Source organism: Micromonospora sp. NPDC049107 (assembly GCF_040648595.1).
Lineage (GTDB): Bacteria > Actinomycetota > Actinomycetes > Mycobacteriales > Micromonosporaceae > Micromonospora.
Genome location: NZ_JBEZEC010000003.1, coordinates 291,564 through 314,064 on the forward strand (window position 1 = coordinate 291,564; position 22,501 = coordinate 314,064).

Consider the following 22,501-nt stretch of genomic DNA (forward strand, 5'->3'; position numbering starts at 1 on the left):
TGTGCGGGCACCGTTCGGCCGGAGGTACGCGGACAATGGAGCGATGAAGCGAGAGACTCGGCTGAAGCGGTTGACCGGAACGCGCATCGACGGCGCGGTGGCGACGGGCGCGGTGGCCACCGGCGCGCGGGCGGCGGGGGCGGCGTCGCTCGGCGCCCTGGCGCTGGGGGCGCTGGCTGTCGGAGCAGTGGCAGTCGGGGCGCTGGTCATCGGTCGGCTGGCTGTCCGCCGCGCGGTCGTGCGGGAGCTGCGCGTCGGCCGGTTGGAGATCGGCGAGCTGGTGGTGCACAGCCGACCCGCTGCCGAGCAGTAGCCCGCCGCGGCGGTGCGCGGGAGGAGCCTCGGGCGCGTGCTCCCGTCCGCACCGGCACGCCCGATCCGCCCGGCACGTCATGGCCTCGCGGCCTGGCCCAGTGCCGCTTCGACGATTCGGATCGCCTCGGCGGCATCGATGCCGACGCGGGCGATGACGGCCGCGTAGTCGCGGGCGGCGCGGCGGGCCTGTTCGAGGGACCGCTCACCGCCGGCCGACACGTACGAGCCGGCCCGTCCGTGGGTTTCGATGAGCCCGGCGTCCTCCAGCTCCCGGTAGGCCCGTCCGACGGTGTTCACGGCGAGACCAAGGTCGGCCGCGAGCCGGCGGATCGTCGGCAGTCTGGTGCCGACGGCGAGCGTGCGGCCCTGGATCTGCCTTGCGAGTTGGGCCCGGAGCTGCTCGTACGGCGGCGTCGGTGAGGCCGCGTCGATGACGATCATCGCAGCGCCATGGCACGCCGCGCCGTCGTCCCGACGTCCGTGGTCCGGCCCTCGATCAGGCCGAGCGCGCAGACGCCCGCCAGCACGAGCGCCAGTGAGACGGCGTTCCACCAGCCGAGCGAATCCCCGTACAGGAAGATGGCCGGCAGCGACCACACGAGGCTCGGGGTGACGAGGTGGCGGGCGTCCTCGACCCGCATGATGACGTCGGCGGTGAGCGACCCCTCGTCCTCGGCCACGGCCGGGGTCGTCAGGATCTGGCGTAGCTGCATGACGATGCCAGCCCCGACGCCGGTGAGGCCGATCAGCACGACGGCCGCTCCGTACCGCAGGCCGGGGTCCGGCACGGGCAGCACGCTCACGGCGAGGAGCGCCGCGCCGCTGAACGTGGCGACCGCGAAGGCGGCGTGCGGCCGACCGAGCACCACCGGCCAGCCGAGCTCGACCGGATGGGCCACCCGACGGGACAGTCGCGCGCCGGCCGTCCGGTCGACCCGCCGTACCCACCAGCCGAGCAGCCACTGCCCCGTCAGCAGTACGACCACCAGCGCCGCGAGCACCAGCAGCGGTGGCCAGGAGAACGTGTCGTCGTCGAGTCGGCCCAGCACGTGCGTCAGCGCGGCGCCGATCAGGAACGCGGCCAACAGGACGCTGTCGACGAGCTTCGCGTGCCGCCGTACCGCCAGTCGCGTCGCGAGCAGCGGCGTCGGCCCGACGTCGGTCAGGCCGTGGCGGCTGAGCCACCGTCCGGCTTCCGCATGATCCGCTTCGCGCATGACATCCACCCCGATACGTCGCAAGCCTTGTCTCAACAAGATGAGACATAACCTGCACCAATGTCAACCCCCGTCGCGCATCGCGCCGCCTGGCCCGGCGGCCGTCCGGGCGTTGACGGTGACCGGCTGCCGGAGGATGGTCCGCTGCTTGTCGGGGGCGGTCCTGCGGAAGTCGCTGAGGTAGATCTCGTGGTGCCGACCCGCCATGCGAAGCCCTTCACGGGGGATGAATCCGTGGTGCAGTTGCCTGAGCACGGCCGCCTCGTCGTCGAAGGAACCGACGTGCAGTGTCTGGACGCACCGCCCCTCTCGTAGCGTCTGAAGGCGGACGTCGTCGAGTCGCGTCGGTCGGCGCTTCGCGCCGGCCTGCTCGACAGCGGTGGCGAAGCGGGACTGGTCGATCCAGCCGGGGACCATGAGCATCAGCGTCCAGCTCCACCGTGACTTGTCCCGTGCCGTGGTGAACGACTCCATGTCCTCGGCCCACCACAGACCTTCGAGCGGCGGGACGACGTAGTCGCGCCCGAGGTCCCGCTTGCTGGCGAACTTCAGTCGGTACGCCACCGGGTAGAGCGCCGCGATCGCGTCGGCCAGAGCGGGTGAGGTGTTGGGGTCGCCGTGACCGTCGGTCATCAGGTACCGCATGTCGGGCACGTCGATGATCCGGAAGCGGCCTCGTTGCGCTCGGTAAGCGTCAAGGGACTTCTTGAAATCGACTTTGCCGTTGGTCTCCTCGGTCATCCGGTCATTCTGCAGGGATTCGAGAGCGGGATGTAACTCTCCGGAAGTGCCTGACCACGTGGAGAAAGTGCGACCCACCTCACCACTGGCGACCGAAATTGGTGCCGGAAAAGCGAGACCAAAATGGTCCGTCGGCCCGTCTTTAGGGTGACGGATGGTCACGGCCGGCGGTCGGCCAAGGAGGGGTAAGGGACGTGGGGGACCTACGTGGGCGCTTCAGGGACGAACTGGCCCGACACGTCGCCCCGCCGCTCGGTGACCTGGTTGAGCAGTCGGTGGTGCAGGGTCGACGACTACGCCGCCGGCGTCGGCTGGCGCAGTTCGGCGCGGGCGGATCCGCGTTGGCGATGCTGCTCGTGATCGGCCTGGCGGCCGGGCCGCTCACCGGCGGCGCCGACCAGGTGGGTCAGTCCGAGACGTGGGGCGTCGGTTCGCCGGGTGGGCCGGTCGACAGCCCGACGCCGTCCCGGGCGCAGACTTCCGACAGCGCCCCGGGTGGCGGGTCCGTGGCGGGCGCAGCCGAGGCCCCGGGAGTGGCCACGTCGGCGGCTCCCACCACCACGGTGATCGACAACGTGCGGATCGGCGCGGGGCCGGACGGTCCACTGCTGACGACCACACCGCAGGGCGCCCTGGAGTTGTTGATGCGGCTCCTACCCAAGGGCGAGACCAGCGGTCAGGCGAGCTTGGGAAGCAGCGGGGCGGGCCCCGGCATGCCGTACGTCCAGACCTTCCTGGATCGGGGCGACGGACCCGGCATGGTGCGGCTCTCCGTCTACCAGGACGACCTCGGCGGCGATCCGGTTCCGGGGACGGTGGAGCTGACCGAGGTGCCCGGCAACTGCGTGCAGGACAAGATGATCACGGTGTATCACCGGGACGGCCTGCAGATCGACGTGCTGCTCTCCACCTGTCTGGCCTGGGATGGCAAGGGGAGTTCGCCCGCGCCCGCCGTTCTGTCCGTGGATGAGGCAATCGCGATCGCCGCCAATCCGAGCTGGGGGACGAGAATTCCGGCCGAGTACGTCCGGAGCGGCGCCAAGAGGTTCCCCACCCTGGCCAGGTCGAATGGCTGACGAAGACTTCGTGGAATTCGCGCAGGCGGCCGTGGGCCGCCTGCGCGACGCCGCGTTCCTGATGTGCCGCGACTGGCATCTCGCCCAGGACCTCACCCAGACCGCGCTGGCGAAGATGTACGCCAACTGGGGGCGGGTCCGACGGGCCGACGACCTCTACGCGTACGCCCGCAAGGTACTGCTGCGCTGCGTGATCGATCAGCAGCGGCGTCGCTCCAGCACCGAGTTGGCGATGTCGACGCCGCCCGACCAGGGCGAGGAGCATCCGGCTGAGCTGCGCATGACGTTGCTCGACGCGGTCGCCACCCTGCCACTGCGCGATCGGGCGATCATCGTCCTGCGCTACTGGGACGACCTGAGCGTGGAGACGACCGCCGAGGTCGTGGGCGTCTCCACGGCCGTCGTGAAGAGCCAGAGCATGCGCTCCCTCAGCCGGCTGCGCGAGTTGCTCGGCGAGACCCGTTCCGAGTTGTTCGCCGAGGAGCGGCATTGATCGGCCGGGTCTGTCCGGTGGCGGCGACGGGGGTGCCACCGCGCACCCTCGGCGACGCCGCGACCTGCGATGGCAGTCATCTGTGTGTGGGAGGTTCGGTGTCCGTGTCGAGCAGCAGGACCTGCCGGGGCCGGGTTCGCGGCAGGGTCCGGGTGCCGGCTTTGGTCGTGCCGCTGGTCCTGTCGGCGTTGGTGGTGCTGGTCGCGGGGTGTCAGCGGTCGGGGCCGGGTGACGGCCCCGAGAAGCCACCGACCGTGAACGTCGAACGGAGTGGCCTGAGCATGCTGCTGGGAGCGGGCGACCTGGGTGCGGGTTGGCGTGCGGACGACGCGCGGCCCGGTCTGCCACCCTGGCCGTGGGAGCAGGACGACTGCCCCGACTACCAGAGCAGCGACTACACCGCGAAGTCGCACCGACGGGCTGCCGTGGAGCGCTACTACCGGCTGCCGGACGGCTCGTCGCCGGCCCACCACATCGTGGAGACGTACGAGCCCGGATGGGCCGAGCGCAGTGTCGACGACGTCCGTACGGTCCTCCGACGGTGCGCGAGCTACCTGATTAACGGATCACGGGTCTCGTTCGACATCATCGACCCGCACTATCTGGGCGGTGCCGGTCTGCTCGTCAGGGGCCGCATCGCACATGCCGACACCCCAACTACCGCTAGGTACTTCGTCATGGTGAAACGGGACGAGACGGTCTCGACTATCAGCCTGCCCGACTTGGGCGACCAGGCTGCGGTGGATACGATCGCGGCGAAGGCGGTGGCCCGTCTTGGCTGAGCGGGGAGGTCGGATGCTGCCACGCCGCTGGGTTGTCTCCGCGGTCACCGTGTCCCTCGCCGGCGTCGCGACGGCCGCCTACGGCACGACGCACGTCCGCGACGGCGGCGGGGGCGACGCGTCACCCGGTCGTTCGCCGGCCAGTCCGGTTCCGACGACGCCGGCCGTCGACCGGCTGAAACCGGCGCGGGCACGTATCGAGGCCTACGTCGACCGGTACGACGGCCATCTCGCGGTCGCGGCAGTGGATCGACAGAGTACGGCCGCGGTGACGGCCGGCGCCACCCGCTTCGAGACCGCCAGCATCGTCAAGGTCAATATCCTCGCGGCGCTGCTGCTGCGCCAGAACCCGCCCGGTAAGGCCCTGAGCTCGGAGACCAGACGGCTGGCCGAAGCCATGATCGTGTCCAGTGACAACGACGCCGCGGTGGCCCTGTGGCAGAAGATCGACGGCTCGCGCGGCCTCACGGCCGCGAACCGCACACTCGGTCTGCTGGAGACCAAAGCCAACAAGCACTGGGGGACGACCACGACCACGGCCGCCGACCAGATCCGTCTGCTGACGGCGCTGACGTCGTCGAAGGGCCCGCTGACGCCGCAGGACCGTACCTTCGTCATGGGCCTCATGAAGAAGGTGATCCCCGAGCAGCGGTGGGGAGTCACCGCCGCGCGTGAGCCGGGCAATTCCGTGTACGTCAAGAACGGCTGGGACACCGTGGACGTCGACAGCGGTCGCTGGCTCGTCAACAGCATCGGACGGATCGTCGAGGCCCGTCACGACTGGCTGATCGCCGTGCTCTCCGACCATCACGTCAGCCAGGAGGCGGGCGTCAGCGTGGTGGAGAAGGCGGCGAAGTTCGTCCTCAAGGAGATGCGCGCCGCCACCGCGGGCGACGGCCCTTCGTAGGGTGGGCCGTCGCCCCCGGGCGTCCCGCCGCACGGCTGGCGTTCGGGCGGTGGCCGCCGATCAGGGCCGATCGGCGGCCGCCAGGGGCAGGTGCGCGACCGGCACGAGTCGCCGGACGCCGCGGCTCGGGCTGGGCTGTTCGGTGCCCCGGACGGTCGCGATGTCGGCCGCGAGCGCCTCGATCTGTTGGCGGGTGACGCCCGGCATGCAGATCAGGTGGCTGATGCCGCCGTCGGCGTTCGACAGGCCGTAGCGGCGGGAGATCGGCGGTGGCGGTGTCGTGAAGTAGACAGTGAAGGCGTGGACGTTGCGCCAGGCGGGCCAGCCGACGCTGGCCAGCAGGGAGTGGGCGAAACGAGCCGTTTCGCGTGCGCGCTCGGCGCGTTCACGGTGCCCGTCCTCGCCGAGCAGTCGCAGCGCGTACCACATCTGGACGGCGAGTTGGCCGCAGCGCGAGCCACTGATGGTGCTGTCGGTCGTGGCGGTGTAGGAGATCCGTCGCGCTGCCCGTTGCAGCGAGCGGCGGGTGACCACCAGACCGCCCGGGATGGTGGTCCCGTAGAACTTGTGGCAGGAGATGGCCACGGAGTCGACCACGCCGCCAAGGTCGATGGCCACCGGCCGGTCCGGCAGCAGGGCCAACGGCACACCGGCGAGTGCTCCGTCGACGTGCAGGTGAGCGTTGCGGATCGCCAGCTCGGACAGGGCGCGACGAACACGGGCTGGGTCGTCCACCGCCTCCGTCACGGTCGTGCCGGCGTTGGCCACGACGATGGCGGGCCGGTCCCTGCGCCGGGCCAACTCGCCGCGCAGATCGTCGTAGTCGATCTCACCGGTGACGTCGGTGCGGATGACGACCTCGGGGAGGTTGAGCATGCTGGCGGTCTTGCGGATCCAGTCGTGGGTCGCCTGGCTGTAGTAGAGGACGGGACTCGCGCCGGCGAACCGGTCCCGGGCGAGCAGGATGGCCGCCTGGTTGGCCTCCGTGCCACCACTGGTCAGATATCCCCACCGATCGTCGGCGGGGGCGCCGAAGAGGTTCGCGTGCCAGTCGATGACCCTGCGCTCGTAGGCCTTCGTGTGAACGGTGTCGGGGTCGGTATCCGGGTCACCGACATTATTGATCAACAGTCCGAACAGGGAGGTCACGGGTCCATAGTCGATATCCACCGCGGCCGGGAAGCCGATCGACCTGCGCGCTGACAGAGCGGCTCGTAACTGCTCGATCTCAGCGGTGAGGGAAAGGTCGTCGGGAACGCTTGTGGGGGAGGTCACGGGCTCTCCGTTGATAGGCGACTCAGCGAAGAGTGGACCATGACGCCGACGTACAGGCAACAGTCTCCGAATCGCGATCAAGCCGACTGGCGGTGCATGGTTGATCGCGGTGTGTGTGCGATGAGAGGCTGTGGCGACGTCTTTGGAGGGACTGACACCGTGGCGTACGACAGGCCGGGAACGCGCTCGAATCCTTTTGAGAGGAGCGCCGACGATTGGAGAGCGGCGGCGAGTGCCGGAAGGACGGCAGCGGTCCCCTGGGACCAGCACTCGGGCAGCCAGCCGTCCATCCCTCCGGAGCCGGCGCCGGCGGTTGGACGCCACGGTTGGGTGGCGCCCACGACCGCGATACCGTCGCCCGCCGTCGAGCAGCAGCCGCCGGTCCCCTGGCAGCCCACGCCGTCCGCGTACGCGCCGCCACCGGTGGAGCCGTCGCCGACCACGCGCGAGTCGCCGACCGCGCCCCCGGTCAGCGATCCGGAGACGCGGCGGATCTGGGCGTCGTTGCGATCGTCCGCGTTGAGCCGGGTCGGGTTGATGAACACGATGCACGGCCGGCACGCGTGGGCGCAGCGCCGGCGCAACCCGCTGTGCCCCTACGGCTTCGCCTTCCTCTACGCGGTGCCGGTCATCGGGTCCACAGCGGATCGATCGGTCTTCGAGGTGGGCGCGGCGACGCGTCTCGACAAGGCCGGCGAGGACGTCTCACACCTGCCCAGGCTGCTGTACGACCTCGCGCAGACGGCGCGACACTACCTCGATAACGGAGGTTTGGATCCGCGTCAGCCCCCGCAGATGTGCAACCGGGTCGACGAGCGGATCACCGCCGAGTCGACGTTCATCGGGCTCGCGGTCAGCTCGCTCGACGGTCCGCTCGGCACCTGGGAGCAGACGATGCGCCGGGTGGAGGGTGAGGACCGCATTCCCGGCCGCTTCTACATCCAGATGATGGATCCCGAAGAGACGCGGATCGTCGTCGACCGGCCCACCGATCCGTGGGAGAGACCGCTGATCCAGTCCACCACGCCGCTCTACGAGTCGTGGCGTCCGTTGCAGAGCTACTCGGGCGACGCTCCGATCTGGACGGGGATCGCCCAGTTGGCGACGCTGGTGCACCTCGGCGCGCAGCGGATCAGCCCGACCAGGGGCGCGACAGCCTAGAACCTGAAGCAGGCGGCGCCGCTTCGGCGGCGCCGCCTGCTTCATCGTGTGGACGCGGCTCAGAGCGTGAGGTGACCCAGGTCCTCGTCGACCTGCCGCGTCGGGTTGGTCTCCCGTTCCCCGATGCCGGTGAGCAGGTCCGGGCGGCGGGCCCGAACGCTGATCGCCCACAGCACGCCGATGACGACGAAGACGCCGACCGTTCCGGGCACCAGCCAGGCGGTGTGGGAACCGGGTGGCGTGCCGAGCGCGGCGCTGATGTTGACCAGCGTGACCAGCAGGATCACCGCGATCGCGATACCACCGAGGGTGGGAGCGATCGCCCGCGCCCACAGCGACTCGCTGCGTCCGCCGCCCCGGGCGAAGTAACGGACGGTGGCGAGTGAACTCACCGTCATCAAGAGCATCAGGCTGACCGCGGCGATGTTGCTCAGCCAGGTGAACATGGTCAACGCCTCGGCGCCGCTCACCACGAACAGCAGGATGACGATCAGAGCGGTGATCGACTGGGTGATCGAGCCGCCCAGCGGCGCGCCCGACCCACCCTCGCGGATGGCCGCCAGGCGAGCGGGCAACAGCCGGTCCTTGCCGAGCGCGAACAGGTATCTCGCCACGCTGTTGTGGAAGCTGATCATCGCCGCGAGGACGCTGCTGACCAGCAGCAGGCCACCCAGCGCCACCAGCAGGACGCCGGCGCTACCGGCGCGGGAGCCCGAGAAGACCTCGAACGGCAGCGGCGCCGCCGGGTCGCGGGCCAGGTCGACGACCCGGTCGGCGCCCACCGTTGCCACCATTGCCCACGCGCACAGCGCGTAGAGCAGGCCCAGGCCCAGGATCACGTAGATGATGCTGCGCGACACCGCCCGTGGGGTGCGCGCCTCCGCACCGTACGCGGCGATGGTCTCGGTGCCGAAGAACGCGGCGAAGCCGAGGGGAAGGACCGCGAGCCCGGCCACCACCCCGGTGTCGAACAGTTGCGCCGGGTTCAACGCCGCGAAGGTCAGTTGACCGCCCACCGGGTGAGCCAGGCCGACCAGCACGAACACCAGCAGCAACGTGATCTCGACGATCAGGATGGTGCCGAACATGGCGGTGCTGACGCCGGTGCGTTGCAGACCGAACGCCGCGACGATGGCCCACGCGAGGAGCGCGCCGACCCACCACGGTCCGCCGACCAGCCCGCTGATCACCGACCCGAGCAGCCCGTACAACGAGATCTGAATGGTGTTGTAGGCCAGGAGCACGACCGGCGCGCCCGCGACCCCGACGAGCCGGGACAGGCCGGCGGCGAGGGCGGTGTAGAAGATTCCACTGGGCTGCACGTAACGGGCGATGGCGATGTACCCCGGTGCCCACAGGAGCATCACGACCGTCAGGAGCAGGAAACTGGAGGCCACACCGGTATTGCCGGTCGCCGCATAGGTCGCGACGATACCGCCGACGAGAACGGCCATGGGAGACGACGCGGTCGCGCCGAACGTCACCAGAGAACTCGTTCGCAGAGTTTTGCGTGCCAGTCCCCGCTCGGCGGACACCGTCAGGGGGGTCACCGAAGGCGTGACCATAACTGAACCTCCCCAGGTTCTAGGCGATAGGTCAGGGACGGGACTCGATGACCTTACAGGTGATCTCGCCGTTACTGGGAGCAGCGGGTCGCAGAATTTGAGCGCCCCGGGAAGCGCAACGAAGATTCGGGACGACCCGCCTCGCGTCCTGTGTGGACAATCGGCCGTGTTGATCGTTAACCGCCTCGGAAGAGGGAGGAAGGATCACCCCGCTGAGGGAGGCTGGACACCCGTCACCGGTGCGATGGTCGGGTCACGGCCGGTGGTTCGCCGGAGGACACGAGGCGCCGCGGCGGGGGTGATGGCCGCGGTCGTGCGGATGGGGTGACGATGACGAAGCAGGCTGTCCGGGCTGCCCGGATGTTCGACGGCGAGCGGCTCACCGATGGTGGGGTGCTGGTCCTCATCGAGGGCGGGCGCATCGCCGACGTGCACCGGGGCTGGATCGACGCGCCGGTGGGCTGGCCGGTACGCGAGGCGCGAGACGGGACAGTGTTGCCTGGTTTGGTCGACGCACACGTGCACCTGTGCGCCGACGCCGGGCCGGACGCGCTCGGTCGACTCGCCGAGCGCGCCGAGGCGGATCTCGACGCGGTCATCGAGGCGTCACTGCGCGCGCACCTGGCGGCCGGCGTCACGACGGTACGGGACCTGGGCGACCGACGCGACGCGGTGCTCCGATGGCGGGCTCGGGGAGTACGCGACGACCTGCCGACGGTGGTGGCGTCGGGTACGCCCATCACCAGCGTTGGCGGACACTGCTGGGCGCTGGGGGGTGAGGCGAGCGGTGTCGACGGTGTGCGAGAGGCCGTGCGGCTGCGAGCGGCAGCCGGCGCGGACCTGATCAAGATCATGGCCAGCGGCGGGGTCTTCACCCCTGGCACGGACACCAGTGGATTGCAGTTCACCGATCAGGAGATGACCGCCGCCGTTGCGCAGGCGCACGACCTGGACCTGCCGGTGACCGCGCACGCGCACGCCCTGCTCGCGGTCGAGCAGGCGCTCCGCGTCGGGGTGGACGGCATCGAGCACTGCACCTGCGTGACCGCGGCCGGGGCCCGCGTCCCCGACGAACTCGCGGCCCGCCTGGCCGCGTCCGGACCGGCGGTCTGCGCCACGCTCGGCACCGATCCGGCCGTGGTGACGCCGCCGGAGGTGGTGGCGATGGCGGAGCGGGCCGGGCTCAGCGCCGCCGCGCTACGTGCCGGTGCCGCCACGCTCTACCGGGCCGGGGTCCATCTGGTGGCCGGTTCGGACGCGGGCCTCGGCCCCGCGAAACCGCACGGGATCCTGCCGGAGACACTCGTCGAGTACGTGGCCTGCGGCATTCCCCCCACCGCCGCCCTCGCCGCGGCCACCGCGATCGGTGCGCAGGTGTGTGGCGTGGGCGGCGGTAAGGGCCGCGTCCGGCCCGGATTCGAGGCCGACCTGTTGATCGTCGACGGTGACCCGACGAGCGACATCGGGGTGCTGCGCCACCCGCTCGCCGTGTACCGGGCAGGTGTTCAGGTGGGCTGACCTCTGCGGGGTGGATCACCGACTGCGGCCGGCCATCCACTGCCAGATGTGGGTGCCGTGGTGGCTGGGGTCGTTGCGGGCCACGTAGATCCAGGACCAGTGACCGGGGAACTGGTAGCCGTCCCAGACGACGTGGTCGTACAGGGTGACCAGCGATCCTCGGATGAGGTCGTGCGCGTGGATCGTGTTGGTCTCCGGCGGCACGGTGTCGTCGTCGAGCGAGGTGACCAGCCAGGTCGGCGTCCGGATCGCCGCCAGCTCCGCGTCCGTGACCAGCGGCGGGCCCTGCCCGCCGAGCGGCTCGACGACGCCGCAGATCGGCACCGACGCGGCGAACAGATCGGGATACGTGACGGTCATCTCCAGGGACATGTAGCCGCCGTTGCTGCAACCGACCACGTAGATCCGGTCGGGGTCGACGCGCTCGCGACGCACGAGATCCTGGACGATCTCGCGGATCAGCGGTGCGAACCGGGGCCCGTCCTCCATCCAGTAGGAGGTGCTCTGCGGAGCCACGACGTACGCGCCGGAGAAGATCCGTTGGGCCTGCGGGGTGGCGAAACCCAGCGCACCGCGGTTGGCGCGCAGCGTGGTCTCGTTGTCGTAGTAGTCGTCGGGGAGGGAGGCGCCCTCGCCGGCGCCGTGCAGCCAGAGGATCAGCGGCCGTCGGCCGTGGCGGGGCGAATGTGCCGGGGAGTACAGCCGGTACTTGAGGCCCGACCCCGAAACGTGGTGGGTGAAGGCGTCCACCTCGGGGTTCGACAGTCGCCCCTGCACGAAGCGCGTGATGGTGAGGGGGGAGCCGTGGCGGCGCGCGAGCGGCGTGTTCTGCGCGATGGTGTAGACGAGGTCCAGTCGGACGTTGCGGCCCTTGCTCAGGATGTAGCCGAGGGTGCCGCCGCCGGGTTGACCCTCGGCGTGGCTCAGCTCCAGGACGATGTTTCCGTGCCGGTCGAGCCGGGCCGCGGTCACCGTGCGGTCCAGGTCGTACTCGCTGAAGATCAGATCGCCGGGAGCGATCGGGAGCGGGCTGGTGGCCTTGGCGTGCACGGTGAACGTGTCCGGGGTGAGCCCCGCCGGGTCGATCGGGCCGAGCCGACGGGTGTCGAGGGTGACCGAGGTGACCTGCTCACCACCGTCGAGCGTCCGCGCGTCGAGGGTGAAGCCCACGCCGACCTCGTGGTGCCGGTCGTCGGCCTGGGCGGCGGCGCCCGGCAGGGTGAGACCGAGAGCGGCGCCGGCCGCACCGGCCAGCACGGTACGGCGAGTGACAGGCATGGACATACGGCCCCCCGTTTGTAGACAAACGTCGATGGCACCCCACCGTAACGGCGTGGAAATCCATCGGCAACCGACGCGGACGCGCGGCCAGGGCGCCCGGGGCCGGGAATCCCGGAGGGCGCCCTGATCGGTCACGGACGGACGGTCAGCTCAGACGCTCGAACACGGAGAACGGGTACACCCAGGCCTGGGTGAAGATCAGCCCCAGTCGGTGCAGGTAGCGCTGGCAGGTGTTCGGCTGCGCCGGGTTGGTGCAGAAGGTCACCCACAGCTCGGAGTACCCGTCCTTCTCGGTCGGGCTGTGGGCGTACACCTCGTCCCGCGTCACGAACTGCATCGAGGTCAGTCGCGGGTCCTGCACGTCGTTGGGGAAGGAGAGCGAGGTGTCCAGGTTGTACAGCACGATCTCCGTGGCGAACAGGCAGACGCTCGCCTGGAAGTACAGCTCGTAGATGGTGGAGTAGGTGGCGGTCTCGTAGACCTGCTCGGAGACCTCCTCGCGATAGCAGGGGGTGCCCGGCGGGAAGGCGGCCGGCGGGGTAACCGGAATCACGTTGGCCCCGACGCCGCCGATGGCGCGGGCCGCCCGGTGCGTCGACGCCGCGGCGAGACCGCCGTCGGCGCAGGCCTTCTTCGTCGTGCAGATGGCCGTGTCGGGCGTCGCCGCCGACGCGGCCGCCGCCGGAACGGCGAGCGTCGCCGCGAGCACGGTCAGGGCCAGGGCCAGAGGCTTGAGGTGTACGGACACGTGACCTCCATCGATCGGATCGGTGCGCTGTGCTCCGCGCACGAGCAGGATCGCGGATCCGATCGGGCTCTGGCCGGAATTCCGTACACCGCCGTACACTGACGAACGTCGATTGTCGACGGTGGGGGGCAGGGCACTGGATGCCGCGGGGGCGCAGACGTCCGACGACCTCGCCGGCCTGTTGCGGGCGTTGCGACGCAGGTACGCACGCCAACACGGCGACGGCGAGCTGACCTATCGGGAGCTGGCCGCCCGCACCGGCTGGTCGCACACCGCCATCGCGGAGTACCTGACCGGGAAGACGCTGCCGCCCACCGACCGGCTCGACGCGCTGGTCCGGCTGCTCGGCGCGACGCCAGCCGAGCAGGGCGCGTTGGCCACCGCCCGGGACCGCGTCGAGGAGAACCGCCGCCGCACGCCGCGTACGCCCGGCCGGCTGGTACCCCGGCAACTGCCCGCCGACGTGGCCAGCCTCGCCGGCCGCGACGACGAGGTGGCCCTCCTCGACAAGCTCGTCGCCGCGCCCACCTCCGTCGTGGTGGCCGCGATCTCGGGAACCGCGGGCGTGGGCAAGACCGCCCTGGCCGTGCACTGGGCGCATCGCGTCGCCGATCGCTTCGACGACGGTCAGCTCTACGTCAACCTGCGCGGCTTCGACCCGCGCGGGCAGGCGGTGAGCGCGGCGAAGGCGCTGCACGGCTTCCTGGACGCGCTCGGCGTTCCGGCCACCCGGGTGCCCGCCGACCTCGACGCCCAGGCCGCCCTGTACCGCAGCGCGCTCGCCGGCAAGCGGATCCTCATCGTGCTGGACAACGCCCGGGACGCCCAACAGGTCCGCCCGCTGCTACCCGGCACGCCCACCACCATGGTGCTGGTGACGAGCCGCAGCCAGCTCACCTCGCTGGTCAGCCTGGACGGCGCGCACCCGCTCCCGCTCGGCCTGCTCAGCCGCGACGCGTCCGCTCAGCTGCTCACCCGTCGGCTCGGCGTGGAACGGGTGGCCGCCGAGCCGGACGCCGCCGAGGCGATCATCGCCGCGTGTGCCCGGCTGCCGCTGGCGCTGAACATCGCCGCTGCCCGGGCCCAGCAGTCCGGCTTTCCGCTGGCCACCCTCGCGGCCGAGCTGGGCACGGCCGGTCAACGGTTCGGCGTACTCAACGCGGGTGACGCGGTCGGCGAGGTAAGGGCGGTGTTCTCCTGGTCGTACACCGCGCTCAGCGCACCGGCCGCCGGGCTGTTCCGGCTGGTGGGCCTGCACCCCGGCCCGGACATCACGGTGGCCGCCGCGGCGAGCCTGGCCGGTCGCGCGGTGGACGACACCCGACTGCTGCTGACCGAACTGACCCGGGCGAACCTGCTGGCCGAGTACCGGCCCGGCCGGTTCACCGCGCACGACCTCCTGCGCGCGTACGCGGCCGAACTCAGCGACGGCACCGACTCCGTGCCCGACCGCAGGGCCGCCACGATCCGGCTCCTCGACCACTACACCCACACCACCCACGCCGCCGACGCCCTGCTGCGCCCGCACAGCGATCCGGTCGACCACCTCATGGCCCCGGCGGCGGCCGGTGTGCGTCCGGAACGGCCCGCCTCGCACGCGGAGGCGCTGCACTGGTTGACCGCCGAACATCCTGTGCTGCTCGCCGCGCTCCGCTTCGCCGCGAGCGCCGGCTACGACGCCCACACCTGGCGGTTGGGTCGGGCCCTCGACACGTTCCTGGACCGGCAGGGGCACTGGCACGACCGGGTCGAGACCTGCCGGGCGGCCCTGCTCGCCGCCGAACGTCTCGGCGACCCGGTCGCCCAGGCGGTCGCGCACCGCTTCCTCGCCGGCGCGCACACCGTGGTCAACCGGTACGCCGACGCGCACAGCCACCTCGAACGCGCCCTCGACCTGTACGTGGCCGGTGGTGACACCGGGGGCGAGGCGCGTACGCACCAGAACCTCGCCTCGCTCTGGGACCGTCAGGGCGAGCCCCGCAAGGCGCTCGAGCACTCAAGGCGGACTTTGGTCCTGGCCCGCGCCGCCGGCCACCGCAGGGCCCAGGCCGACGCGCTCAACGCCGTCGGCTGGTGCCACGCGCAGATCGGCGAACACCTCGCGGCGCTTGCCTACTGCGAGCAGGCGCTCGACCTGCTCCAGCAACTCGACGACCGGGCGGGCGAGGCGGCGACCTGGGACAGCCTCGGGTACGCACACCACCACCTCGGCCAGTTCGGCCGGGCCGTGGAGTGTTACGAGCGCACGCTCGACCTGACCCGGGATCTCGGCGACCTCTGGGGCGAGGCGGACACTCTGAGCCGGCTGGGCGACACCCGCCTCGCACTCGGCGACCCCGCCTCCGCCCGAGCCGACTGGCAGCGGGCACTGGACATCTTCACGGCCCTGGACCACCCGGACGCCGCAGCCGTCCGCGCCAGGTTGCGGGCCCGGTAGGCGTCCGCGCCGACCAGACGACGGCGCGGGTGCCGGTTTAGCTCCTTGCGCGGCGGGGATTCCCGGCAGCGCTCCGGCGGCAGCCGGGTACGGGTGGGGGAGGCTGATGCGTAGGATCCGGACCTCCCGCGGTGCCACCTCGAACGGGGTGACCAGATCCCGGAGGCCGTTCGGAGCGGAACGTGACCCGAGCCGGGTGGTCACCTTCAGCGACGCCGTCATGGCGATCGCCATCACCCTTCTCGTCCTGGAGATCAAGCCGCCCGAGGACACCGAACACCTCATGCGCGGATTGCTCGACCTGTGGCCGTCCTACCTGGCCTACGGCGTCACCTTTCTGCTGCTCGGCCAGATCTGGGTGAACCACCACGTCATGTTCGATCACATCCGCTCCGCCGACCGCCTGCTGCTACTGCTGAACACCCTGCTGCTGATGGTGATCGCGTTCCTGCCGTTCGTCTCGTCGGTGCTGGCCCGTGCCTTCGAGGAGGGGCCCGGCAAGCGGGCCGCGCTCGTCTTCTACGGCATCGTCTACGGGGCCGCCTCCATCCTCTTCAACGTCATCTGGCAGTACGCCAGCAGCGGTCACCGTCTGTTGACGTCCACCACCGACGAGGCCACCGCCCGAGCGATCAGCAGGCGTTTCCGGGTGGCCCCCGTCTGGATCGCTGTCGGAACCGCCCTGTGCGTCGTCCACCCGATCGCCGGCCTGATCGCGGTCGCGGCGTTCATTCCCTTCTACTGGCTACCGATCAACGGTGAGATCGCCAGCATCAGACGGACCCGGGCCCAGGCCGCGGACGGCCCGCCCTGAACCTGTCCTGTCGCAGGCTCGGGGCGGGCCGGCGCGGGCCTCAGCGACCCTGCAGGCGCTTCACGTTGTCGCCGAAGGTCCATCCCTTCGAGCCGTCCCAGTTCGCCGACCAGGTCATCAGGCCCTTGAGGCCGGGCACGGAGTTCCAGGCCTGCGTGACCAACGACGTCGACAGGTAGCCACCGCCCGCCCCGATCTGCGCGGGCAGGCCCGGGACCTGCTTGTCGTACGGCACCCGGATGGTGATTCCCCCGATGGTGAGGCCGTTGTTCAGGCACTGCGTCTGCACGGTGAAGCCCTGCACGGTGCCAGCCGGGTACGAGTCGCCCGAGCAGCCGTACATGCTGCCGTTGTAGTACTGCATGTTGAGCCACCAGAGCCGGCCGTTGTCGACGTACTTCTTGATGATCGGCAGGTACGAGCCCCAGATCGAGCCGTAGACCACGCTGCCGCCGGTGACGTACGCGGTCTCCGGCGCCATGGTCAGGCCGAAGTTCGACGGCATTCGGGCCAGCACGCCGTCGATGATCCGGATCAGGTTGGCCTGCGACGTCGACAGGGTGTTGATGTTGCCGCTACCGGTGAGGCCGGTCTCGATGTCGATGTCGATGCCGTCGAAGTGGTAGTTCGTCAGGATCGGCACGATCGTCGCGATGAACCGGTCGGCGACCGCGGTGGAGCTCAGGTCGATGCCGGCGGCGGCACCGCCGATCGACATCAGGATCGTGGCGCCGGCCGCCTTGGCCTGGCACATCTCGGCGGGGGTCGCCACCTTGACGCCGGCGTCCATGCCGTTCTCCCAGAGGACCGTGCCGTCCGCGCGGATCACCGGGAACGCTGCGTTGATCACGTTGTAGCCGTGCTGTGGGAGCCGGCTGTCGGTGATCGGGATCCAGCCGAGCCCGGGGTGTACGCCGTTGGACGCGCCGTCCCAGTTCTCCCAGTAGCCCTGCAACACCTTGCCGGTCGGCCGGGACTTCACCCCACAGGTTCCGCCGGTCGGCGGCGGCGTGGTGGGGGGAGCCGTGGTGGGGGGAGCCGTGGTCGGGGGAGCGGTGGTCGGGGGCGGCGTGGTGGGTGGCGCGGTCGTCGGCGGTGGCGTGCTGGGTGGGGGAGTGCTTCCCGAGCAGGCTCCCAGGTCACGCCAGAGCGACGGGGTCGAAGCGGGGTTCCAACCGGCGCCGACGTACGCGGTGTGGGTGACCAGAGCCTGGTAGAGCCGGCCGCCGTAGGTGACCTGTGCGCCCACCTGGTAGGTGGTGCCCTCGGCCCAGGCGGGTGCGGTGCAGGCGACCATCGCGACGGCGTTGCCCGAGGACACGGCGGCCATGCTGCTGGGGACGAAGGCGACGGCGGCCGCGACGGACATCGCCGCCCCGGCCAGCGCTGCGACGATGCGACGGCTTCTCATGGCTCACTCCCCAGGCTTCGGCGACCCGCGACCTCCACATATTGACGTTCGTGACGTTTAATATCAAGGGTTGTTTACGGATAACCTGTGGAACGTCACCGGGCGGTGCTGTTCGGTGCCGGGCTCCGGGTGCCGTGGGTGGCCATGATGATGAGGTCGGCTATCGCCTCCGGGTGGGTGACCATGGCGAGGTGCGACGAGTCGACCTCGATCGTCGTCGCGTTCATCCGCTCGGCCAGGAACTGCTCGAGCTCGGGTGCGGTCGTACGGTCCTGCCGCGAGATGGAGTAGTAGCAGGGTTTGTCCCGCCAGGCCGCCGTTGTCGTACGGGCCTTGAACAGGTCGTCGGCGATCGGACCCTGAACGGCGTAGAGGGCACGCGCACGGGCCTCGCCGACGCCGCCGGCGAAGTCTTCGAGGAAGGCGCTCTCGCTGAGCTGCGCGTACCCGTCGTTGTGGACCAGGCCCGCGTTCGCCGGCGGCGTGGGAAATTGGGCGGCGAGCGCGGTGAAGTCCTCGCCGGCGTCCGGCGCGCGGGCCGCCACGTACACCAGGGCGGTGACCGACGGATGGTCCCCGGCCTCGGTGATGACCGTACCGGCCCAGGAGTGGCCGACGAGCACCGTCGCCCCGTCCTGGCGGTCGAGGGCCCGGCGGGTGGCGGCGACGTCGTCGGACAGAGAGGTCAGCGGATTCTGCACGGCGGTCACGGTCAGGCCGGCCCGGTGGAGGAGCGGGATGACGTCGGACCAGGAGGAGCCGTCGGCGTACGCGCCGTGCACCAGGACGACGTTGCGGGCGGGACCGCCCTGGGGTCCGTCGGTCATCGGAGTCTCCTACGCGATACGCGGATTCGTCGGCGCACAGGGCTGCCTCACCCGACACTCTTCCCCAGGCTGGCCCCGGCGACGGCGCAAACGCCGAGGCTTCGACCGCACGTGGAGGTGTCCGTCCCGCCCGGCGAGTGCGTCGGTGTCGGAGTCTCCGCACAGGTGGCGTCTCAGCAGGTGCGCGTCTGCCAGGTCACCTTCGTCACGAACATGGGGACGTAGAAGTTCCCGTCGCCGGGGGCGGTGGCCAGGACGCCCGCGACGGACGCGGTAACGGCGATGGACTTCCAGTGCACGGCTGCCCCCTTCGATAGACGACTATCAATGCAAATTTAAGCTACCGGTGGAAATTTGCGTCGTCAATAACTAGGGGTGAGCCGTCTCGGGGGTCGGTAGGGCTCGGCCGGGCACGACACGACGGATCCGTCGACGAGTGCTCTCGCCGACGGACCGCATCGGGGGTGAAGCCTATGGTTTGCGGGCGAGCAGCCCGACGAAGGTGTGATAGGTGTCGGTCTGCTGTGGCGCGGACGCGCCCGGCGCCGGCCGCCACTCGGCCAGCGGCACCAGCCCCGGCTCCAGCACCTCCAGCCCGTCGACGAACGAGAGGATCTCCTCGTCCGTACGCCAGCGGCCGGTGCCCAGCGACTCGTTGAAGACCCGCTCGACCTCGCGCGCCTTGCGGGAGCCCTCGGGGTCCCGCTCGCCGGGGTCGCGGAAGTGTGAGATCGCCACGTAGCTGCCCGAGGGCAGCGCGTCGATCAGCTCCGCCGCCACCGCGCGCGGATCCTCGTCGTCGCCCAGGTGGTGCAGGATCGCGAAGAGGAGCAGCCCGACCGGCCGATCGAAGTCGAGGAACCGCTGCACGTCCGGGTGGCGCAGGATCTCCTGCGGTGTCCGGATGTCCGCCTGGATCACCGTCGCGGTGCCGTCCGCGGCGAGCAGTGCCCGGCCGTGCGTCAGGACGATCGGGTCGTTGTCGACATAGACCACCTGAGCCTTCGGGTTCTGCTCGGTGGCGACCTCGTGCACGTTGCCCTGGGTGGGCAGCCCCGATCCGATGTCGAGGAACTGGTCGATGCCCGCCTCGGAGACCAGGAAGCGGATCACCCGACGCAGGAAGGCCCGGTTCGCCTGGCCGGCTGCCGGCCCGTCCGGGGTGATCCGCAGGGCGTGCTCGGCGACCTGTCGGTCCGCCTCGAAGTTGTCCTTGCCGCCCAAGAAGAAGTCGTAGACCCGGGCCACGCTGGGAATGCGGGGGTCGATGCCCGGGGGTGCCGCCTTGTCGCGGGTCACAGGCGTCTCCATTCGATTCGAATCAGCGCAGGCTGAGGACTGTGGACGGTGCCGGCGTTGGGGCGAGTGTAGCGATCGGGCGGGCGGAATTCCGCCCCGGCTGGTATCGCTCCCAGTGAATCGTCTCCCCACCAGGGCACGCACCGGGTGACACGCCGAAAGAGAGGCGACCGAGTAATGAGATACGTTGGCGATCATCGATATGACGGCTGCATCGTCGACGTATGACAGGCGTCTCGTCGTCCTCGCTGTTCCGCCGTCTCGGTCCGGGTCTGCTGGTCGCCGCCATGCTCTCGACGGCGGTGGTCGTGACCGTGGCAGGCATCGCGCCGGCGGCCGACGCCGGCACCGCCGCCCCCGCCGCGTACCCCGGGGTCGCCCCGGCGCCGCACGGCGGCGCAGTGCCCGCCGCCGAACCGACCGGGACCGCGCCACCGCCGCCCACCACGCCGCCCGGCACGCCGGGCACCTCACCCTTCCCGCCGAGCCCGCCCACCAACCTGACCGCCAGCGAGGTACGCACCGGATCAGTCACGCTGACGTGGGCGGCAGCCAGGCCGGGCTGCTGCGCCATCGTCGGGTACGACATCACGTACTACCAGGCGTTCGACGACGTCATCTACAGCGCCAGCGTCGGGGCCGTCACCAGCACCACGATCACCTCGTACATCGGGCCGGGCAAGCAGTACTCGTTCCGGGTGGCCGCCCGGGACACCCTCGGGCACCGGTCGACGTCCACGGACGCGCTGACCGTGGTCACGCCGGTGACGGAGACCGGCGGGGACACCACCCCGCCGAGCGCCCCGCAGAACCTGACGGTCACCGAGGTGACCGCCTCGAACGGCACCCTGTCCTGGTCGCCGTCGACCGACAACGTCGGCGTGCTCGGGTACAACGTCTACCGCTTCGACGGCTGGTTCAGCTCGACGCTGATCGCCACCGTGCCGGGAACGACGTACACGACGTCGCTGCCCGCGTCCACGCCGCTGCAGAACCTGTACTACGTACGGGCCCGGGACGCGGTGGGCAACGTGTCGATCGCGTCCAACACGGTCACCCTGCCCACGACGTCCACGCCGTCGCCCCCGCCGCCCTCGACGTGCCGCGTGACCTACCGGAACCAGTCGGAGTGGCCGACCGGCTTCGTGGCGACGGTGACGGTCCAGAACACCCAGGCCGCACCGGTCGACGGTTGGATCGTCACCTTCACCTTCAGCGGAGACCAGCAGGTGACTTCGGCGTGGAACGCCACGGTCAGCCAGACCGGCTCCACCGTGACCGCCCGTAACGTCGACTGGAACCGTGTCCTGGCGCCGAACGGCTCGACGACCTTCGGCATCCAGGGGCGGTGGAGCGCCAGCGACGCGCCGCCGCTCGGCTTCACGCTGAACGGCGCCCAGTGCGCGGTGGGTTGAGCCCGCCCCCTTCCCGAGGAGTCCCGTGAGCACACCGCACCGTCGCCGTAGGTTCCTGGCCGGGGCTGTCCTGGCCGGCGTCCTCGTCGTCTCCACCGCGCTCGGCGGCCTGACCGCGCCCGCCTCCGCCGCGAACACGCTCACCATGCGGGGCGCCGACGTCTCCTCGTTGCAGCGCAGCCTCGACCTGGGCGCGCGGTACTACGACGCCGGCGGCGTCGCCCGTGACCCACTGGACATCCTGAGGTCCGTCGGCGTGAACTACGTCCGACTGCGCGTCTGGAACAACCCAACCAGCGGCTACAACAACAAGAGCAGGGTGTTGGCCCAGGCCAGGGCGGCGAAGGCGAAGGGCCTCAAGGTGCTCATCGACTTCCACTACTCGGACACCTGGGCCGACCCCGGCAAGCAGTACAAGCCGGTCGCGTGGGCCGGCCACACCCTGAGCCAACTGGGCGCCGACGTATACAACTTCACCTACGACGTCTGCGCCGGCCTGCGGGGGCAGGGCACCCTGCCGGACAGCGTGCAGATCGGCAACGAGATCAATGTCGGAATGCTGTGGGACGAGGGCAAGGTCGTCAACAACGACTTCCGCCCGCTGGCCGGCCTGCTGAAGCAGGGCTACAACGCGACCAAGGCGTGCGGGGGCGGCATCCCGGTGATGATCCACACCGCCAACGCCGACAGCAACGCCAACGCCCGCTGGTTCTACGACGGCATCCGCGCCCAGGGCGTGCAGTGGGACATCACGGCCCTGTCCTACTACTGCATGTGGCACGGCAGCCTGGCGAACCTCTACAACAACATCGTCGACCTGCGCGGTCGCTACGGCAGGCCGGTGGTGATCGCGGAGACCGCGTACCCCTTCACGCGGAACAACGCGGACAGCGAGCCGAACGCCATCGGCGACGCGACGTGCGACGGCATCAGCGCGACCTGGTCGGGTCAGGCTCAGGAGTTCGACTGGGTGCAGAACACCGCCCGCAACGCCGGGGCCATCGGTGTCTTCTACTGGGAGCCGACCTGGTACGCCGTCAACGGCAACGGCTGGGACCCGGCGAACATCAACGGCACCGGAAACCAGTGGGACAACATGGCCGTCTTCGACTGGTCCGGGCGGGTGAACCCGAACGTACGCTGGACGCCCTGATCTTCGCGGGACGGACGACGCGCCCCCGCGCACCGTTACGACGATGAGCGGGGGCGCTGGCGTGCC

22 protein-coding genes are annotated in these 22,501 nt (G+C 70.5%); 11 read left to right on the forward strand and 11 right to left on the reverse strand.

What is annotated here, in order from left to right; translation table 11 throughout:
* The first annotated feature begins 43 nt into the window (after positions 1-43).
* Positions 44-313, forward strand: a complete 270-nt coding sequence (locus tag AB0B55_RS09670; RefSeq protein WP_357120713.1) for a hypothetical protein — start codon at positions 44-46, stop codon at positions 311-313.
* Between the two features lie 77 nt (positions 314-390).
* Here the strand turns inward: AB0B55_RS09670 and AB0B55_RS09675 are convergent, their stop codons facing one another.
* The 3 genes from AB0B55_RS09675 to AB0B55_RS09685 form a co-directional block, all read right to left on the reverse strand.
* Positions 391-756 (reverse strand): GntR family transcriptional regulator, encoded by a 366-nt coding sequence (locus AB0B55_RS09675; protein WP_357120710.1) that lies wholly within the window; start codon positions 754-756, stop codon positions 391-393.
* The gene (locus AB0B55_RS09680) at positions 753-1,532 is read right to left on the reverse strand and encodes a hypothetical protein (RefSeq protein ID WP_357171451.1); all 780 of its coding nucleotides are present in this window, start codon (positions 1,530-1,532) and stop codon (positions 753-755) included. Before AB0B55_RS09680 ends, AB0B55_RS09675 begins: the two co-directional genes overlap by 4 nt.
* 63 nt (positions 1,533-1,595) lie before the next feature.
* Positions 1,596-2,273: a GyrI-like domain-containing protein gene (locus AB0B55_RS09685; protein WP_357120704.1), complete on the reverse strand. Its 678-nt coding sequence runs from the start codon at positions 2,271-2,273 to the stop codon at positions 1,596-1,598.
* A 194-nt stretch (positions 2,274-2,467) separates the two neighbouring features.
* On the opposite strand from AB0B55_RS09685, the gene AB0B55_RS09690 reads away from it, so the two are divergent.
* From AB0B55_RS09690 to AB0B55_RS09705, 4 genes are all read left to right on the forward strand, one after another.
* Positions 2,468-3,349, forward strand: a complete 882-nt coding sequence (locus AB0B55_RS09690) for a hypothetical protein (protein ID WP_357171452.1) — start codon at positions 2,468-2,470, stop codon at positions 3,347-3,349.
* Positions 3,342-3,842, forward strand: a complete 501-nt coding sequence (locus AB0B55_RS09695; protein WP_357120698.1) for a SigE family RNA polymerase sigma factor — start codon at positions 3,342-3,344, stop codon at positions 3,840-3,842. Before AB0B55_RS09690 ends, AB0B55_RS09695 begins: the two co-directional genes overlap by 8 nt.
* Before the next feature lie 152 nt (positions 3,843-3,994).
* Positions 3,995-4,624, forward strand: a complete 630-nt coding sequence (locus AB0B55_RS09700; protein ID WP_357171453.1) for a hypothetical protein — start codon at positions 3,995-3,997, stop codon at positions 4,622-4,624.
* 13 nt (positions 4,625-4,637) lie between these two features.
* Positions 4,638-5,531 (forward strand): serine hydrolase, encoded by an 894-nt coding sequence (locus AB0B55_RS09705; protein WP_357120692.1) that lies wholly within the window; start codon positions 4,638-4,640, stop codon positions 5,529-5,531.
* 60 nt (positions 5,532-5,591) lie between these two features.
* Here AB0B55_RS09705 and AB0B55_RS09710 read toward each other — a convergent pair whose 3' ends face one another.
* Positions 5,592-7,130, reverse strand: a complete 1,539-nt coding sequence (locus AB0B55_RS09710; protein WP_357171454.1) for a histidine decarboxylase — start codon at positions 7,128-7,130, stop codon at positions 5,592-5,594.
* 6 nt (positions 7,131-7,136) lie between these two features.
* On the opposite strand from AB0B55_RS09710, the gene AB0B55_RS09715 reads away from it, so the two are divergent.
* Positions 7,137-7,967 (forward strand): hypothetical protein, encoded by an 831-nt coding sequence (locus tag AB0B55_RS09715; protein ID WP_357120686.1) that lies wholly within the window; start codon positions 7,137-7,139, stop codon positions 7,965-7,967.
* A gap of 59 nt (positions 7,968-8,026) precedes the next feature.
* On the opposite strand, the gene AB0B55_RS09720 is transcribed toward AB0B55_RS09715, so the two are convergent.
* Positions 8,027-9,451 (reverse strand): APC family permease, encoded by a 1,425-nt coding sequence (locus tag AB0B55_RS09720; protein WP_357120683.1) that lies wholly within the window; start codon positions 9,449-9,451, stop codon positions 8,027-8,029.
* A 411-nt stretch (positions 9,452-9,862) separates the two neighbouring features.
* Between AB0B55_RS09720 and AB0B55_RS09725 the strand changes: the two genes are divergently transcribed.
* Complete coding sequence (locus AB0B55_RS09725; protein ID WP_357171455.1) at positions 9,863-11,050, forward strand: amidohydrolase family protein; 1,188 nt, start codon at positions 9,863-9,865, stop codon at positions 11,048-11,050.
* Between the two features lie 15 nt (positions 11,051-11,065).
* Here the strand turns inward: AB0B55_RS09725 and AB0B55_RS09730 are convergent, their stop codons facing one another.
* Together AB0B55_RS09730 and AB0B55_RS09735 are read right to left on the reverse strand one after the other, a co-directional pair.
* Positions 11,066-12,334: a PHB depolymerase family esterase gene (locus AB0B55_RS09730; RefSeq protein ID WP_357171456.1), complete on the reverse strand. Its 1,269-nt coding sequence runs from the start codon at positions 12,332-12,334 to the stop codon at positions 11,066-11,068.
* Between the two features lie 142 nt (positions 12,335-12,476).
* Positions 12,477-13,079, reverse strand: coding sequence for a hypothetical protein (locus AB0B55_RS09735; RefSeq protein ID WP_357120673.1), 603 nt, complete (start codon positions 13,077-13,079; stop codon positions 12,477-12,479).
* 121 nt (positions 13,080-13,200) lie between these two features.
* Here AB0B55_RS09735 and AB0B55_RS09740 point away from each other — a divergent pair, with 121 nt between their 5' ends.
* Positions 13,201-15,516, forward strand: coding sequence for a tetratricopeptide repeat protein (locus AB0B55_RS09740; RefSeq protein ID WP_357171457.1), 2,316 nt, complete (start codon positions 13,201-13,203; stop codon positions 15,514-15,516).
* 148 nt (positions 15,517-15,664) lie between these two features.
* Positions 15,665-16,330 carry a TMEM175 family protein gene (locus tag AB0B55_RS09745; protein WP_357171458.1) on the forward strand — a complete coding sequence of 222 codons (666 nt, stop codon included), beginning with the start codon at positions 15,665-15,667 and terminating at the stop codon, positions 16,328-16,330.
* Positions 16,331-16,370: 40 nt separating this feature from the next.
* Here AB0B55_RS09745 and AB0B55_RS09750 read toward each other — a convergent pair whose 3' ends face one another.
* From AB0B55_RS09750 to AB0B55_RS09765, 4 genes are all read right to left on the reverse strand, one after another.
* On the reverse strand, positions 16,371-17,741 hold the full coding sequence (locus tag AB0B55_RS09750; protein WP_357171459.1) for a glycosyl hydrolase family 18 protein: 1,371 nt from the start codon (positions 17,739-17,741) through the stop codon (positions 16,371-16,373).
* Between the two features lie 95 nt (positions 17,742-17,836).
* Positions 17,837-18,568, reverse strand: a complete 732-nt coding sequence (locus AB0B55_RS09755; protein ID WP_357171460.1) for an alpha/beta hydrolase — start codon at positions 18,566-18,568, stop codon at positions 17,837-17,839.
* Between the two features lie 173 nt (positions 18,569-18,741).
* Positions 18,742-18,867: a hypothetical protein gene (locus AB0B55_RS09760; RefSeq protein WP_355052917.1), complete on the reverse strand. Its 126-nt coding sequence runs from the start codon at positions 18,865-18,867 to the stop codon at positions 18,742-18,744.
* Between the two features lie 172 nt (positions 18,868-19,039).
* Complete coding sequence (locus AB0B55_RS09765; RefSeq protein WP_357120655.1) at positions 19,040-19,867, reverse strand: SAM-dependent methyltransferase; 828 nt, start codon at positions 19,865-19,867, stop codon at positions 19,040-19,042.
* Positions 19,868-20,091: 224 nt separating this feature from the next.
* Here AB0B55_RS09765 and AB0B55_RS09770 point away from each other — a divergent pair, with 224 nt between their 5' ends.
* Together AB0B55_RS09770 and AB0B55_RS09775 are read left to right on the forward strand one after the other, a co-directional pair.
* A complete protein-coding gene (locus AB0B55_RS09770; protein ID WP_357120652.1) occupies positions 20,092-21,282 on the forward strand; it encodes a cellulose binding domain-containing protein in 1,191 nt (396 codons plus the stop codon).
* 25 nt (positions 21,283-21,307) lie between these two features.
* Complete coding sequence (locus AB0B55_RS09775; protein ID WP_357171461.1) at positions 21,308-22,435, forward strand: glycosyl hydrolase 53 family protein; 1,128 nt, start codon at positions 21,308-21,310, stop codon at positions 22,433-22,435.
* Positions 22,436-22,501: the final 66 nt, after the last annotated feature.